This window comes from Lentibacillus sp. (assembly GCF_035301675.1).
In the GTDB taxonomy this organism is placed as follows: Bacteria; Bacillota; Bacilli; order Bacillales; family Amphibacillaceae; genus Lentibacillus.
The window spans coordinates 1-13,185 of sequence record NZ_DATGTT010000104.1 but is presented as its reverse complement, the minus strand read 5'-3'; the positions used below and the strand labels follow the sequence as shown (position 1 = coordinate 13,185).

Sequence of the window (13,185 nt, the reverse complement as noted above, 5' to 3'; positions counted from 1 at the left end):
TGGCTATCAGCCATTTGGCGGGTTTAAGATGTCCGGAACAGATGCCAAAGCAGGCGGCCCGGATTATCTGCTGAACTTCCTGGCGCCGAAAACAGTAACGGAATCCTGGTAAAGTATAGAATAAAAAAGAGCGGCGGTTATTCAACTGCCGCTCTTTTTGGTGGGACAAGGATCAGACCCCGCGTCCCATTTTTTCTTAATATCAGAAAGTATAAATTTATGGCTCTACGAATGCTTTATCAAAAATTGCCACGTCCGGCTCCAGCACTAAAGCTGCAGCGTGACTTCCTTCACCTCCGTCCGATAAGTCAACAGCGATTCCCTATGATCACCTTGTTTCCTTTATCTCCTGCAGCGCTGAGCGCGGTCCGTACGTCGCTAAACGGGCGCCCCGAGCCTTTGTTCGTCTACTGAATAAAAGTTTTATTTACAAATCCTTCAAAATCCGGCTTCTCTTTCAGGAATTGCAGGTCATGTGACGAGTTGCCGAATTCCTGGATGACGTCTGCATTGACTTCATATGTGAAGTTGGTGCGTTCCCAGGCATTTTCCATAACGCTTTTTTCCAGCTGCTGATCCGTGATGTCAGCAATCCCTTCGATGGTAATATCGATGGCTTCATCAGGGTTTTCATTTATATACTTAACGGAATCTTTATGAGCGTCAACTAATTTTTGAACCTGTTCACTGTTGTTTTCAATCATGTCATCTGATGTGACCATGACTGCAGCCGGGAGTGTCTCGCCAAATGAAATTTCACTGGTCGGGATAACGACGTTGGCATCCACTTTTGCTTCCATGACAGATGCCCATGGTTCAGGTGCGGTGGCCACATCTACATCGCCTTTTTCAAATAAGGATTGGTATCGGGCAGGCTCACCTGTCACATGTTTCATGGAACCGCCGATTCGTTCGGATGTAATGCCTTTTTCTTTCATATACGTTTCGAATTGGACATCATGTGTGCACCCTACACGTGGTGAAATGAACGTTTTGCCTTCAATATCTTCCCATGACTTAATACCGCTCCCGTCACGGGATACGATAACCGTGCCACCGGTTGACGATGCGCCAATGATCTGAACATCGACGCCGGAGATGAAACTGTTCATGGCAGGACCTGGTCCAACGAGCCCGCCTTGAATTTCCCCGGCTGCCAGGGCTTTCATAAATGTGGAACCGTCCGGAAATGTCTGATATTCGACATTAACATTTTTTCCCAGGTGATCCTTATACATTTTTTTCTGTTTCGCAACCATTGCCGGTGCGTGGTTCAGATTAGGAAAATAACCGATGGTCACTGTCTTGCTTTCTTTATCGCCTGAAGCTTCACCGCTGCCCCCGCATGCTGCGAGAACCAAGAGTGTGCTAATCATTAAGAATCCCAAAAACTTTCTCAACTTGAAAATCCCCTTTCTGTTGATCATGAAATAATTATTCATGTTATGCTGCTTCTTCCATTCCCCAGCGTTTGAGCACTCTATTTTCAATTCGCTGGAATACAAGCTGGTCGACAATGGAACCAATCACGCCAATAATGATGATGATGCCGATTACGAGACTCATGTTGTTAAAATCCGATGCGTAGCTGAGAGTATAACCAAGCCCCGGGCCCGTACTCAGCATTTCGCCGGCCATCAGTGCACGCCAGCTGAAGGCCCAAGCCAGACGAACGCCGGTTACTGCATGCGGAATGGATGCCGGCACAACGACTTTCAAAAACAGGTCCATTCCTGTTGATCCCATGGTACGTGCAGCTTTCAGGTAAATGGGTGCGACATTCTTGATGCCAATCCGCATATTCATCGTCATGACGAACGTTCCGCCGATTATGACAACAAAAATAATCGATGCTTCGGTAAAGCCGAACCAGATGATGGCAAGCGGTACCCACACGATACTTGGAACACTTTGTAACGCTAAAATCATGGTGCCAAGTGTTTCGTCGGCTGTCTTCACTTTGGCGAGCAGAACGCCAAGAAGTGTGCCGATCACGAGTGAAATGGCAAGGCCGATCAGGAGGTGGCGAAAACTGGCGATAATGTCATAGACCAATGTCATGTCAGCAAACCCGGCATAGAGTGTTTCTGCAACAGTGAATGGACTGGGAATCATAGACTCCGGCCAGATGCCAAGAAGGAAAATCCCGTGCCAGATTAAAATAAGGGAAGCGAAAAATATAACGCGTTTAATGACTGCCGGCATACTGCAACTCCTCTTCCATGACATTCTCAATCTCTGTTTTCAAAATCGCCATGACATCCTCTTCCAGTGCAGCCATACCTTGCTGCTGCCGTGGCCGTTCAAGGTTGACTTTAAAATCTGAAATGATGGTGCCCGGCCGTGCACTCATGATAATAACGCGATCTGACAGTTTAATTGCTTCCCGGATGCTGTGCGTGACAAAAACAATTGTCTTTTTAGTGTCCAGCCAGATCTTTTCCACTTCATCCTGGAGTACCTGCCGTGTTTGTTCATCCAGCGCCCCGAACGGTTCATCCATTAAAAGCAGACCGGAATCCATCGCCAGAGCTCTTGCAATCGCAACCCGCTGCTGCATCCCGCCGGAGAGCTCATGCGGATAGTTTTCGGAAAACTGGCTCAGATGCACCATTTTCAAATAATCTGCTGCCGCTTGTTCCTGTTTCTTTTTGCTCAAATTTTTGCGCAGTGGAAACGTGACATTTTCTTTGACTGACATCCATGGGAATAATGCAGGTTCTTGAAAAACCATGCTCTTATCCGGACCTGGTTCAGTTATCAATTCATTTTCAAGGCTGACCGAACCGGATGATGGCTGCGACAGTCCGGCGATGGTGGACAGTAATGTTGATTTACCACAGCCGGATGGACCCAGCAATGATACGAATTCCCCCTCTTCAATGGATAGATTGATATTTTCAAGCGCCTGAAGTCGCTGCTCATCTTTGCGCTGAAATGATTTGGAGGTGTTATCGATGTCCAGGTACATGGTGTTCACTCCTATCCAAACATAAATCTGATTAATTATATCGGATTTATGTGTTTTAAGCATTTTACCATGGTTTTATCCATTTTCCAATAGAAAATCAAATAAAAATAAAAAATGGGCATTTGCGGAGCATAAAAAAGCCGATATCTTTAAAAGATACCGGTCCTGTATGTATTACGTTATTTCCAAGTATCCTGCAGTACGCGCAGCCAATTCCCATGCGTGATTTTCTGCAGCTCGTCGTCATGGAAACCATGTGCTTTCAGGCGTTCAATCAGTTGTGGAAGGCCTGTTACATCTTTCAGAGAATCTGGAACAGTTGTCCCGTCGAAGTCAGACCCCAGCGCCACATGCTCAACACCGAATTTCTCGGCAATATACGCCACGTGACGGACAATTTCATCCAGTGAAATATCTGTCCCAAGTCGGCCGTCTTCACGGAGCATATTTACCGCATAGTTGATGCCGGCTAAACCATTTGATTCAGCAATCGCCGAGAGTTGTTTGTCTGTCAGGTTTCGGGCGATAGGGCTGAGAGTATGCGCATTGGAATGGGTTGCCACGAGCGGAACATCGGTGAGGGACGCAACATCCCAGAAACCTTTTTCGTTAAGATGGGTGTTATCGATCATAATACCGAGCTTATTGCATTCGCGGACAAGCGCTTTGCCGTTATCGGATAGCCCATCTCCGGTGTCGGGTGATGATGGATAGCGAAATGGCACTCCTTCTCCGTAGACATTCGGCCGGCTCCAGACAATGCCAAGCGAACGAAGTCCGGCTTGATAGAGCACATGAAGCGCATCAAAGTTGGTGTCGATCGCCTCAGCCCCTTCAATATGAAAAATCGCCGCCATAATGTCATTTTCCAGACAATACTCTAAATCATCAGCCGTCCGGACAATTTTAAGCTGACCATTTGCTTCGGATTCGAGCTTAAACAATGTCGCTGCAAGCCCGTTTGTGAACGTTAAAGCTTGTTCATGGCTGATCTTCGGTGGAAGCGGCACATCATAACCATTGTCAGTCAAGTGGTCTTCAGGCTCAACTTCATAGTTCTCATTCGGTGTATAAACCGCAAAAAAACCGCCGCCAAACCCGCCTTTTTTGGCGCGGGGCAAATCAATATGTCCTGCTGAGCTTTCCTCGAAAAATGATGGCGAATTATCAGACATGTGCAGTCTGAGCAGTGTGTCGTTATGCCCATCGAATATTGGGAATTTAGTCATATTTGGTCGCTCCTTTTGTTTGATAGTGTTGTTTAATTTTATCATACATTTATTAAGACCTTATAACCTTCCTGGCATTCTATATCTGTTCGCGAAAATAATAAAAACGTGCTATATTGGATTATACACAATATTCGAAAAATGGAGTGGGATTATGAATTCCCGTCAACAAGCCATTATAGAAGAATTTATTAATGCCGATAATGAACCATTAACAAGTGCTCAATTATCGGCTGTGTTTAACGTGAGTCCAAAAACAATCAGAAATAATATCAAAGAATTAAATCCGCTTTTACAAAGATATGACATCCAAATTTATTCAGTCCGGGGAAAAGGTTACCTTTTAAAGCCAAATGATAAGAAGATACTTAACAGATTTCTTCAGGAATATGATAAAAATCAACATTCAATAATTCCTGCAGAACCTGAAGGACGGATTCATTTCTTAATGGAGAAACTGTTGTTTTGCTCTGATTATATAAAGATGGAGGATTTAGCTGCCGAATTATTTATTAGCCGATCGACATTACAAAGCGATTTGAAAACTGTTCGCAGCATCCTAAGCGATTATGAGCTGACCATTTATCATAAACCTAATTATGGCATTAAAGTCAGAGGAAAGGAAATATTAATCAGATTCTGTATTTCTGAGTATATTTTTAACCAGGAGCCATTGCCGCTTGAAACGAATTGGATGAAGATCGTATCTGAAGAAGACTTAGAAGTTATTCGGGAGAGCATTCTAAGTAATTTGAGAAAATATCAGATTATTATTTCGGATATCAGTCTGCAAAATTTATTAACCCACCTTGCCATAGCTTATAAGCGGATATGTGAAGATAAATCAGTACACATCCCAAGCAAAGAAATTCCTCAGGCAAAAGAGGGTAAGGAATTTTTAGTTGCACATGAAATCATGAAGGATATCGAGAAAGGGCTGGGTGTTCGTTTCCCCGAAAACGAAATAACCTATTTATCCATCCATTTAAGAGGAACTAAATTGATGTCTTCAATAAATGAGAGCAATGATGTTCAAGTTTTGGATTCTGAAACCGACGTTCTTGCTAAAGAGATTGTGAAGCGGATTGACACGAAATATGCTCTGAAACTATCCGACGATAAAGAATTTCTGCAAAATTTAAGTCTGCATTTAAAGCCCGCCATCAATCGATACCGCCATCAAATGAATATACGTAATCCAATGTTGGAAGAAATTAAGATGAAATATCCGCTATCATTTGAAGCCGCACTAATGAGCGCTGACGTACTTTACGAACAGTTAGACATTCATGTCAATGAAGATGAAATCGGTTATATAGCACTTCATATTGAAACTGCTCAAGAAAAGCTTAAACGTTCGACATCTCAACGAAAGCGGTGTTTGATCGTGTGTTCCTCCGGGCTTGGGAGTGCACAGTTACTTTTATATAAATTGAAAAATAAATTCAGTGACAAACTTGAAATAGTTGGAACAACGGAATATTATACTTTAAATAACCAGGCACAAGAAGGCATTGATTTTATCATAAGTACAATTCCAATTGATCGGGAAATGCCGGTTCCGATAATTTATGTCAGCACCATACTTGGTGATAGTGACATTTCTGAGATTGAACAAGTTTTAGGGGACTCAGCCACCACCCTGGAAAAAACGATAATTCCTGATTATACTTTTTTGAATTGTGATTTTGTAACTCCTGAAGCGGTTATTCAGTTTTTGACTGAAGTCATCATAAAAGATAAGAAAGCAGGAGGAGGTTATACAAAATCTGTGTTGGAAAGAGAAGATTATGCCCCGACCAGTTTCGGTAATCTTGTAGCATTGCCGCACCCCCTTGAACCTGGAACCAACGCTACTTTTTTATCGATTGTCACGTTAAGAAACCCTATACAGTGGGGTGACAAGCACGTCCAACTAGTTATTTTACTCAATGTGGATAAAACAAAAAGTGATGATTTAAAACCAATGTTCAACTCACTTGTCAGATTAATTGATAATAAGCAGGCGGTCTTCCAACTTTTAGAATGTGAAACATTTACACAACTCAAAGACGTCATTAAATCTGTTGAGAGACACTGACGGCAAAGGAATTCATTTTATTCTTTTGCTTTTATATAGACATTTTTTCCATTGCAAGCGGTAAAATATCAACTAAACATGAATGCGCTTTCATTATAAAATAGAAATAACAAGGTGAATGTGGGTTAACAGAAGAAAGGATGGTCAAATTGGGAAATCTAAAATTAACTGTGATTGGAGGGGGGTCTTCCTATACTCCTGAATTAATGGAAGGGATTATTAATAATCAGGATGTATTGAAGGTATCTGAAGTTTGGCTGGCAGATGTCGAAGAAGGAAAAGAGAAGTTATCCATTATTGCGGATTTATCAAGGCGTATGGTTAAAAAGAAAAAATGTTCAATAAAAATCTTTGAAACGTTTGATAGAAAAGAAGCAATAAAAGATGCTGATTATATTATTACCCAAATTAGGGTTGGCCAATTAGCCATGAGACGAAATGATGAATGTATATCAATCAAACATGGCGTGATCGGACAGGAAACAACTGGGGCAGGGGGGTTCATGAAAGCTTTACGAACAATACCGGTCTTGCTTGATATTTGCAGGGATATTGAAGAACTGGCGCCCAATGCATGGTTGTTAAATTTTACAAATCCGGCGGGAATTATAACAGAGGCCATCTTAAAGTACAGTCAGGTTAAAGTCATTGGTCTATGCAATAATCCTATTAATTTTTATAAAAAATTTGCCAACTCCTATAACGTTGCAATTGATGATGTCAGTATTCATTTTACTGGTATTAATCATCTTATTTGGATAACTGATCTATATATTAAAGGAAAATCAAGAATTGATGACATTTTAACCGGCAAATCAGACAGTTATGAAGCAAAAAATATTCCTGCTTTTGGTTGGGATCCAGAATTTCTGCAGTCCCTGGGGGCTGTCCCGTGTGGTTACCACAAGTATTACTACCAGACGGATCATATCCTTGAGAAGCAGCTTGAACAATATTACCGTAACGAAACACGTGCTGATAATGTTCAAGAAATAGAAAAAGAATTGTTTGAAGTCTATCAAAAACCCGAGATACAGGAAAAACCTGATATTTTGGAACAAAGAGGCGGGGCTTATTATTCTGAAGCGGCCATTAATTTAATTCTTTCTCTGCATCGGAATTCGAAAGATGTTCACACACTTAACGTTCGGAATAATGGGACGATAAAATGTTTGCCTGATGATGTAAGTATAGAAGTAAATTGTGTTGTGGAAAGTCATCAGATAACGCCGCTTCAAGTTGGTGATGTGCCAGCACAGATCCGAGGGCTTTTGCAAAATGTAAAAGCTTATGAAGAACTCACAGTGGAAGCGGCTGTTTATGGTGACAAAGGACTTGCACACCAGGCATTGACACTGCATCCGCTTGTTCCATCTGCAGAACGGGCAAAAAATATTTTAGATGACATGTTGCCAATAAATAAGGAATTCTTACCACAATTCAACTGACAATTTTCAAGGGGGATGGCAATCTATGAAAATCACATTGCTATGCGCGTTAGGAATGAGTACAAGTCTTTTAGTAGAAAGGATGAAGAAGGCAGCTGAAATTCAAGGGATTGACGCCGAAATCGAAGCGTACCCTGCAGATGATATCGATAAACAGCTGAAGAACACTGATGTCATTTTGCTGGGACCACAGATACGTTATAAGAAAAATGAACTGTCGAAAAAAGCAGAAGCAGCCAATGTACCGATGGCCATTATTGACATGAAGGCGTATGGTGCGACGGATGGAGAGAAGGTGCTTGAACAAGCACTAGAATTAAATAAATATAAAGGGGGATAACTGTGAATCGTTTTAATGATTTTATGGAACGTTATTTTATGCCTGTTGCCGGAAAGATGGCTGAGCAGCGTCATCTGAAGGCGGTCAGGGATGGTATTGTGGCAACGATGCCATTACTAATCATCGGCAGTATATTCTTAATAATATCATCCCCACCTATTAAATCGTGGTCGAAATTTATGGAGCCGTATGCCCCTGCTCTCAGCATACCAGTGGATGCAACATTTGGGCTTTTGGGACTTGTTGCAGTATTTTCAATATCCTATAGCCTGGCCAAAAGTTATGAGATGGATGAACTGTCAGCTGGTGTGCTGAGTCTTGCTGCATTTTTTGTTGCAACGCCGCTCACTGAAAACGGTAATATCCCGTTAAACTTAATGGGCAGTGAAGGGCTGTTTATCGCAATTGTGCTGGCTATTTTTACAGTTGAAGTATATCGTTTTTTTGAACGGAGAAATATTGTTATTCGTATGCCTGAAGGGGTGCCGCCATCAGTCTGGCGTGCTTTTACAGCCTTAATTCCTGGTGCAGTCATTATTTTTGCTGTATGGGGGATAGATCTAATTTTAAAAAATGCCTTTGATCTGTCCTTGCATGGAATTGTTGGATCAGTATTACGTCAGCCCTTAGAAGCTATGGGTGGAAGCTTATGGGGAGCTATCATAGCAATAATCCTCATTCACTTGTTATGGTCTTTTGGTATTCATGGAATTTCTGTTGTGGCCAGTGTTATGGCACCGATATGGTATAGTCTCACCGAACAGAATGTGGCCGCGCAACAAGCCGGTGAAGAACTTCCGCATATTATTGGTCAGCCTTTTATGGCAATCTGGTGGGCTGTAGGTGGTTCAGGTATGGCACTGGCGTTAACGATTTTATTTGTCTGGCGGGCACGCTCAAAGCACTTGAAAGGACTGGGACGCGGCTCCATTTGGGCAAGTTTTTTCAATATTAGTGAGCCTGTCGTATTCGGTTCCCCAATCGTAATGAACCCATTATTAGTGATTCCTTTTATACTGGCTCCATTGGCAGTTGGGATAATTACGTACTTTTCCATGTCACTCGGTTTTGTAGGAAAACCTTATGTGATTGTACCGTGGACTACTCCGCCGCCATTTTCAGGTATGCTGACTACAGGTGATTGGCGTGGTGGTGTATTAATGACAATAAATATAATCATTGCGATACTTATCTATTACCCGTTTTTCCGTTTGTATGATAAAAAGCTCTTGCAGGAAGAGAAAGAAAACGAATCGGCTGCAGCTGCCAAAGAAGAATAGGGAGTATTCGTTCATGAAAAAGAATACATCAAAAGTAATGATCTACGCTGACGATTTTTGTCTCACACCAGGGGTTACAGCAGGACACTCTATGCTCATCAATACGGCATATTTTTAAGCACGACTGCTATTATGGAGGGCTAAGACATGAACATTGAGAGCTTTTCGATGAATATCATTTTACATGCTGGAAATGCGAAAAATTATCTGCATGAAGCACTTCAAAATGCAAGAAATGCAGCATTTGATCAAGTTGAACCAAAGATGAAACAGGCCTCTGATGAGTTATTGGAAGCCCATAAATTACAGACAAAATTTATTCAGGAGGATACAAAGGGGGGGTTGAAAAAACTGCCGGTATTGCTGGTTCACGCTCAGGACCATTTGATGACTGTCATGTCTGAAAAAAGTCTGATTGAAGAGATGATAGAAATTTATCGGAATCAGAAGGATTTGAATGAGAAAGTTAATCGTTTAGTCGAGGAATGCAGCACTGGGAAGTCTTCATGATTACACTCGATAATATCTTTTAAGAGCGTGTTCAAAAGGTCCGGTAAAAATGACACATCGAATTTCGTCGCTGGCCTGTTTCTCCGCGGCTCATGTATCTAAATGCGTACATTCCGCTGCTCGAAACTGCGCCGCCCTGAACTTCCCGGTCATTTTTATCCTCCTTTTTGAACAACCACTTTAAGGAGTGTTTTTATGAGAACATTGAAATTAATGATGATGATTTTAATTTTTGTGCTCGCTTTAACATCTTCGCAAATAATTTCGAGTGCCAATGACATTAATGATAATAAAGGAAATAATGGCAATCAAAAGGTAACTCCGGGTATTGAGGTTCTGTTGAATAAGAAATTGAAATGGCTTAAGAACAAAAGGGTTGGTTTGATAACGAATCCGACTGGTGTGGCAAGTAATCTGGAAAGTAATATTGATTTGCTGTACGACCATCCGGAGGTGAATTTGACGGCTTTGTATGGTCCGGAACATGGCATACGGGGCAATCGTGAAGCCGGGGAATATGTGGAATCATATATCGATGAAAAAACGGGATTGCCTGTCTATAGCTTATACGGGCCAACATGGAAGCCTACGGAAGAAATGCTTGAGGATGTGGATGTCCTCTTATTTGATATTCAGGACATCGGTTCGAACGTTTACACGTATATCTATACACTGGGATTCGCGATGGAAGCAGCTGCGGAACACGATAAAGAATTGATTGTATTGGATAGACCAAATCCAATTGGCGGAACCAAAGTTGAAGGACCTGTGCGTTCTGAAGATGCTGTCAGCTTTATGGGGAGGTTTATGCTACCGGTTAGGCACGGCATGACAGTTGGTGAATTGGCCGTCATGTGGAACCATGAATATAGTATGGGGGTAGATTTAAAGGTAGCTCAAATGAAGGGTTGGAAACGGACAATGCATTTTGAGGATACCGGGCTGCCGTGGGTCATGACATCGCCTAATATACCAACCCGGAATACAGCTTATTTATATGCTGGAACCGAACTGCTGGATGACACGACATTGACAACTGGCCTTGGTACCACCAGACCGTTCGAGTTAGTTGGTGCTCCATGGATTGACGGTGAGGCCCTGGCCGAAGAAATGAATGATCGTGATATTGCCGGTGTAACATTCAGATCTGCATATTTCACACCAATGTTTGGAAAATACGAGGGTGAAATGGTTGGAGGGGTCCAGGTCCATATGGATGACCCTTCTCAAGTAGATCTTGTGAATTTGGGACTGCATCTTGTGGATGCGATGCGTGATCAAAATCCTGAGAAATTTGAAATGACCTCCAGCTATGCCAATCTGATAGGTGACACAGAAGTCCCTGACATGATCATGAATAATGAACCAGTTGAAGACATCATAGGGTCCTGGCGGGAAGAGTTAGATACATGGGTTGAGGATGTACGTAATCAATATCTAATGTATCCGCCATATCCAAGTGGCTCACCACCTTATAAGCAAGACGGAATATTGGGTATTTTACCGTTGGATTTGACGGCTGCTCCAGGACAAAATATTGATTTAACAGTAAGAGGTTTCAATAAGCACGGTGAGAAACTGGATATTGATCCTGATTCAATAGAATGGGATGCTTCCAATGATATCGGTTATGTGGAAAATGGAACATTCTATGCGGAAAAAGAAGGACAAGGCCGGATAACAGCAACATATGATGGATATCAGGCCAGCAGAGAAGCTGAGGTTTCCGCAACACAGGTAGAAAATATACGTCATGCTGTTCATTCCGGTTATACGAGAGTTGTATTTGACCTTAACAAATCAATCAATAACTATGACTTAATTAAACATGGCGATACGCTGAGACTTGAGGTTCCTTATGGAGACATCAGCGGGGAACTGAATGAAGATGGAGACACAATTGAAATTTCAAATAGCCCGTCACTATCTTCAATTGAGTATTCACAGGAAGAGGAAATGTTTGTTGCAGTTTTTAACTTAAAAAAAGAAAAAGTCCAATTTGAAACGCCGGAGTTTTCTTCAAGATTAGTCATTGATATTAAACATGAATGACAAAGTAATGTACCCCCCCTCGACTGAATGTGTTGGGGGGGGCACTTTTTATTTCAATATATATTTAAGCCTGACACTTATTCCTCTGTTTATATAAATTTTCAATAGGGCACTGAGAGAAGCTATTTTGCTATCAGACTGGCAAATCCTGAATTGAAAACACTCCAACAAGGAGAAGAGCCCGACATCAGATTTGTTTGCACCCCCATGCCTTTTGCCTTCAGCGGGTTTAAACGGGTATAATTAGGGAAAAGATTAAATAGGTTGAAAACAGTATCATTTTAATGAAAAGGGGATGAAATTATGGCGGAAGAAACAATCAAACTGATTAAAAAGGAAAAAGTTGCGAATGATACAATGGCGTTTCATTGGGAGATGCCGGACGGGTTTACGTTCAGAGCCGGTCAATTTGGTGAATTCACGCTGATTGATCCGAGTGAAACAGATGAAAAAGGAAACAGCAGGGAATTTTCCTTTGTATATGCCCCATCTGAAAATGAACTGGTGACAACTACGCGTATGCGGGATTCTGTATTTAAACGAGAACTGGAAAAATTGCCGGAGGGGTCAGAGGTGAAATTTGACGGCCCGATTGGCAATTTCACACTTCATAAAACCGAGTCGACTCCGGCTGTTTTCATTATTGGCGGTATTGGTATTACGCCGATACGCAGCATGATTGCTGAGGCGACAAAACAGCAGACATCACACGATATGACACTGCTTTTTTCCAACAGTACGCCCGAAGATGCACCATTTCAGTCGGATCTCAAAGAGTTTGAGGAGCAAAACCCAAACTTCAAATTTGTTCCGGTGATGACGCAGGCTGATTCGGATGAATGGAATGGAGAAAGCGGCTACATCGATGAGGACATGCTGAAGCGATATGTATCCGATGTGAGCGAACCAATTTATTACCTTTCCGGGCCGGGCGGCATGGTCAATGATATGTATGACATGCTTGTAGAAGCCGGTGCGAATGAGGACAATATTCGTGCCGAAGAATTTTACGGGTATTAATGTGGAGATTCGCTTATATACAGAATTAGAACTATCATGGTGATTATACCGTGATAGTTTTTTATAAGAAAGAAAGTATAAATTTTTGGCTCTAGGAATGCTTTATCAAAAATAGCCACGTCCGGCTCCAGCACCCAGCGACTAGCGTGACTTCCTTCACCTCCGTCCGATAAGTCAACAGCGATTCACTTACGTTCATCGTGTTTCTTTTATCTCCTGCGACCAGTGGGGCAGATCGGCTAAAACCGCCGCGAT

11 protein-coding genes are annotated in these 13,185 nt (G+C 42.1%); 7 read left to right on the top strand and 4 right to left on the bottom strand.

The annotated features are described in order from the left end of the window. Window positions 1-407: 407 nt before the first annotated feature. The 4 genes from VK097_RS14615 to VK097_RS14600 form a co-directional block, all read right to left on the bottom strand. On the bottom strand, window positions 408-1,400 hold the full coding sequence (locus VK097_RS14615; protein ID WP_324212534.1) for an ABC transporter substrate-binding protein: 993 nt from the start codon (window positions 1,398-1,400) through the stop codon (window positions 408-410). 43 nt (window positions 1,401-1,443) lie between these two features. Next, on the bottom strand, window positions 1,444-2,205 hold the full coding sequence (locus VK097_RS14610) for an ABC transporter permease (protein ID WP_324212533.1): 762 nt from the start codon (window positions 2,203-2,205) through the stop codon (window positions 1,444-1,446). Next, window positions 2,189-2,971, bottom strand: coding sequence for an ABC transporter ATP-binding protein (locus VK097_RS14605; protein ID WP_324212532.1), 783 nt, complete (start codon window positions 2,969-2,971; stop codon window positions 2,189-2,191). Before VK097_RS14605 ends, VK097_RS14610 begins: the two co-directional genes overlap by 17 nt. A gap of 179 nt (window positions 2,972-3,150) precedes the next feature. Continuing rightward, complete coding sequence (locus tag VK097_RS14600) at window positions 3,151-4,200, bottom strand: dipeptidase (protein WP_324212531.1); 1,050 nt, start codon at window positions 4,198-4,200, stop codon at window positions 3,151-3,153. A gap of 154 nt (window positions 4,201-4,354) precedes the next feature. Here VK097_RS14600 and VK097_RS14595 point away from each other — a divergent pair, with 154 nt between their 5' ends. The 7 genes from VK097_RS14595 to VK097_RS14565 all read left to right on the top strand — a co-directional run bounded on the left by VK097_RS14595 (window position 4,355) and on the right by VK097_RS14565 (window position 12,930). Beyond that, a complete protein-coding gene (locus VK097_RS14595) occupies window positions 4,355-6,280 on the top strand; it encodes a BglG family transcription antiterminator (RefSeq protein ID WP_324212530.1) in 1,926 nt (641 codons plus the stop codon). A gap of 140 nt (window positions 6,281-6,420) precedes the next feature. Further along, window positions 6,421-7,728 carry a 6-phospho-beta-glucosidase gene (locus tag VK097_RS14590; protein WP_324212529.1) on the top strand — a complete coding sequence of 436 codons (1,308 nt, stop codon included), beginning with the start codon at window positions 6,421-6,423 and terminating at the stop codon, window positions 7,726-7,728. Between the two features lie 25 nt (window positions 7,729-7,753). Continuing rightward, window positions 7,754-8,068, top strand: a complete 315-nt coding sequence (locus VK097_RS14585) for a PTS sugar transporter subunit IIB (RefSeq protein WP_324212528.1) — start codon at window positions 7,754-7,756, stop codon at window positions 8,066-8,068. 23 nt (window positions 8,069-8,091) lie between these two features. After that, window positions 8,092-9,348 carry a PTS cellobiose transporter subunit IIC gene (gene celB / locus VK097_RS14580; RefSeq protein ID WP_324212535.1) on the top strand — a complete coding sequence of 419 codons (1,257 nt, stop codon included), beginning with the start codon at window positions 8,092-8,094 and terminating at the stop codon, window positions 9,346-9,348. A 147-nt stretch (window positions 9,349-9,495) separates the two neighbouring features. Further along, window positions 9,496-9,858: a PTS lactose/cellobiose transporter subunit IIA gene (locus VK097_RS14575; protein WP_324212527.1), complete on the top strand. Its 363-nt coding sequence runs from the start codon at window positions 9,496-9,498 to the stop codon at window positions 9,856-9,858. Window positions 9,859-10,053: 195 nt separating this feature from the next. Then, the gene (locus tag VK097_RS14570; RefSeq protein ID WP_324212526.1) at window positions 10,054-11,910 is read left to right on the top strand and encodes an exo-beta-N-acetylmuramidase NamZ family protein; all 1,857 of its coding nucleotides are present in this window, start codon (window positions 10,054-10,056) and stop codon (window positions 11,908-11,910) included. 303 nt (window positions 11,911-12,213) lie between these two features. Continuing rightward, window positions 12,214-12,930 (top strand): FAD-dependent oxidoreductase, encoded by a 717-nt coding sequence (locus tag VK097_RS14565; RefSeq protein WP_324212525.1) that lies wholly within the window; start codon window positions 12,214-12,216, stop codon window positions 12,928-12,930. Window positions 12,931-13,185: the final 255 nt, after the last annotated feature.

What these genes read in the sequence shown, in the direction of transcription:
- VK097_RS14610 (WP_324212533.1), bottom strand. Translation starts at nt 2,205, where the DNA reads ATGCCGGCAGTCATTAAACGCGTTATATTTTTCGCTTCCCTTATTTTA.
- VK097_RS14605 (WP_324212532.1), bottom strand. Translation starts at nt 2,971, where the DNA reads ATGTACCTGGACATCGATAACACCTCCAAATCATTTCAGCGCAAAGAT.
- VK097_RS14600 (WP_324212531.1), bottom strand. Translation starts at nt 4,200, where the DNA reads ATGACTAAATTCCCAATATTCGATGGGCATAACGACACACTGCTCAGA.
- VK097_RS14595 (WP_324212530.1), top strand. Translation starts at nt 4,355, where the DNA reads ATGAATTCCCGTCAACAAGCCATTATAGAAGAATTTATTAATGCCGAT.
- VK097_RS14590 (WP_324212529.1), top strand. Translation starts at nt 6,421, where the DNA reads ATGGTCAAATTGGGAAATCTAAAATTAACTGTGATTGGAGGGGGGTCT.
- VK097_RS14585 (WP_324212528.1), top strand. Translation starts at nt 7,754, where the DNA reads ATGAAAATCACATTGCTATGCGCGTTAGGAATGAGTACAAGTCTTTTA.
- celB (WP_324212535.1), top strand. Translation starts at nt 8,092, where the DNA reads ATGGAACGTTATTTTATGCCTGTTGCCGGAAAGATGGCTGAGCAGCGT.
- VK097_RS14575 (WP_324212527.1), top strand. Translation starts at nt 9,496, where the DNA reads ATGAACATTGAGAGCTTTTCGATGAATATCATTTTACATGCTGGAAAT.
- VK097_RS14570 (WP_324212526.1), top strand. Translation starts at nt 10,054, where the DNA reads ATGAGAACATTGAAATTAATGATGATGATTTTAATTTTTGTGCTCGCT.
- VK097_RS14565 (WP_324212525.1), top strand. Translation starts at nt 12,214, where the DNA reads ATGGCGGAAGAAACAATCAAACTGATTAAAAAGGAAAAAGTTGCGAAT.